Origin of the sequence: Pseudomonas sp. BAY1663, assembly GCF_000582595.1 — a bacterium.
Taxonomy (GTDB): Bacteria; Pseudomonadota; Gammaproteobacteria; order Pseudomonadales; family Pseudomonadaceae; genus Stutzerimonas; species Stutzerimonas stutzeri_AF.
In genome coordinates this window covers 1-2233 of the sequence record NZ_AZSV01000176.1, presented here as the reverse complement: position 1 = coordinate 2233, position 2233 = coordinate 1, and the positions used below count along the sequence as shown (strand labels likewise).

At 68.7% G+C, this 2233-nt stretch carries 1 protein-coding gene and 1 pseudogene; both read right to left on the bottom strand.

Features of this window, described 5'->3' with window-relative positions:
• Positions 1–995: 995 nt before the first annotated feature.
• On the bottom strand, positions 996–1322 hold the full coding sequence (locus BAY1663_RS22515; RefSeq protein ID WP_037045302.1) for a hypothetical protein: 327 nt from the start codon (positions 1320–1322) through the stop codon (positions 996–998).
• Between the two features lie 85 nt (positions 1323–1407).
• Positions 1408–2233: pseudogene (locus BAY1663_RS22510) on the bottom strand (OPT/YSL family transporter); the annotation flags it as partial.

Here is a 2233-nt window from a genome sequence, read left to right as displayed (position 1 = left end):
CCAGGCGACTCGGACCCCGTTCCCGTCAGGAGGCTCGCGCAGGGGGAGGCAAGGGATGGACGCCGAGTGAGGAACGAAGGACGGGGCCGCCGAGGTAGGGATGTCCCATCGTGACGGCCTCGGAGCGGCACAGGAAGGAGGAAATATGACCGCCGGGCGTAATGCTGTTCAGATAAGCACGGAGAGTACTTTGTAGGAGCGCGCCATGCGCGCGAATCGCGGGCGTGGCCCGCTCCTACAGATCCAACATCCAGCTTGAGTCGTTAAGTGAACAGCATTACGGATGCCGGGCGCGCTTTCTCTTTGATTGCTTTCTCGGCGAGCAACAAGATACGGAGCATAGCGGAGTAACAGCCGCAGGCTGGCCCGAAGGGCGAGCGAAGCGAGTCAAGTGACTCGGCCGGGGGGGCCGAAACCAGAAGTGTCAGCACACTCGGTAAGCGCCCTGATCACCAAGCGCAAGCCCAAACCAAATGGCAGCAACACCCAATCTTGCCAGTCCGGTGTCAAGCAGCCTGTCCCCATGAAATGCGAAGAAGCTTTTTTGTGCCGCGGCACGGCCGCTAAGTCCCCGCTCCCCGCCGTTCCCCGGCCCGCTCGTCAGGCACCGCCGGGCCTTCCTCCCGATCAGGCAAGGGCGGCCTATCCGCCTCGCCCGGCTCCCGCTCCGAGGGCAGCGCTGGCGCCCCGCTTCGCGGGTCGCCACGTGGCCGCTCGATGACCTCCTGCCGCGGCTCGCTGCTGTCCAGCGGATGCTGGCGAGCCTTCTGCGGATGGGTCGGTCCCGTGCCTCCGGCAACGACTGCCTGGCTCCCCAGCAGGGCCAGGAACAGCACACACCAACGCAGCACCGACATGCGACACCTCCAGCCATGGAGCCCATACCGTTTGGGCAAACCGGCACCGGGAAGGTTTCAGCGCGACGCCCGGCGGCAATGCGAACGCAAACGTCCCGGCGGACGCAACGCCCACCGGGACGGCGTGGTTCACCGCGGTCAGTAGGCGCCGCGTGCGCCGCCTTCACCGCCCGTACCGGTGCTGCCCTGCTCGCCCCGTGGCGCACCGTCGGCGCCGGTATCGAGGTCAGCCGCGTCGTCATCATCGTCACGCTCCGGATCGGTGGTCGTGCCGGCCTTGCCTTCGGTATCCGGCATGCTGCCCATGCCGGTCCCGCTGCCCGTGCCACCCGCGGCGCCCTGCTCCATGGTGCCGTGCTCCATGGAATCATGGGTGGCATCATCGGACGAGCCGCTGCCGCCGGCGAAGGCCGTACTCGACAACAGGCCGGCAAGGATCACTACCGCAATCTGCTTGATGTTCATGGTCGTCACCTCTTTTCAAGGGAGTACCTAATATCCGGCAACAGGGCGCCAGGAGGGTTTCGCGGCCCAGCATCCGCCGAGGGCGTTATCCGCCCAGCAGCTGCCACAGCGAGGCGCCGACGCCGGCCATGCTTTCCCCGGCCACCAACCCCGCCGCCGCGACGATCACGAAGCGCTCGCCCAGGCTGCGCCAGCGCGAGGCGAACGACCAGGCGAGCAACGCCCCGCAGGTCATCATCAACGAGATCGAGGCGGGGATGATGAAAGCCAGCCCGAGCGCCGCGGAGCTCGGCAACCAGCGCAGCCGCCGTTCCGGCAGCAGCCCCTCCAGCAGCCCCAGCAGCACCCCGCACGACGCCCCGGCCAGCATCGCCCAGCGGATATCGCCGGCCAGTGCGCCCAACCCGCCGGTCAGGGCCTCGGCCACCGCCTTCCAGGTCGCGACCGCCGGCGCCGGCCATTCGGCGCTGATCAACAGCGCCTGCGGATCGGGGATCAGCACCCGGTAGACCAGCACGCCCACCACGCTGCCGAGCAGGATGCCCAGGCACTGCGCTACCGCCTGGCGCTGTGGCGCCGCGCCGATGACATGGCCGACCTTGAAGTCGTTGAGCAGGTCGGTGCACTGCCCGGCCGCACCGCCCGCCGTGTTGGCGCTCATCAGGTTGATCGGCACCTGCCCCGGAGCGAGCACGCCGAAGCCCAGCTGCGACAGCTGGCCGATGGCGCCGATCGGTGGAATCCCGGTGGCGCCCACCACCCGCGCGGCGACCACCGCCAGCAGCAGCGCCAGCGGAATCGACAGCAGCGCCAGCCACGGGTCGATGCCGAACAGGCCGACCTGCAGCGTCACCACCAGCCCACTGCCAGCAGCAGCCCACAGGCGGGCAACCCGGCCGCAGCCGCAGCCG

Bases quoted from the DNA above. Each gene is read 5' to 3' on its own strand.
- BAY1663_RS22515 (WP_037045302.1), bottom strand. From the start codon at position 1,322: ATGAACATCAAGCAGATTGCGGTAGTGATCCTTGCCGGCCTGTTGTCG.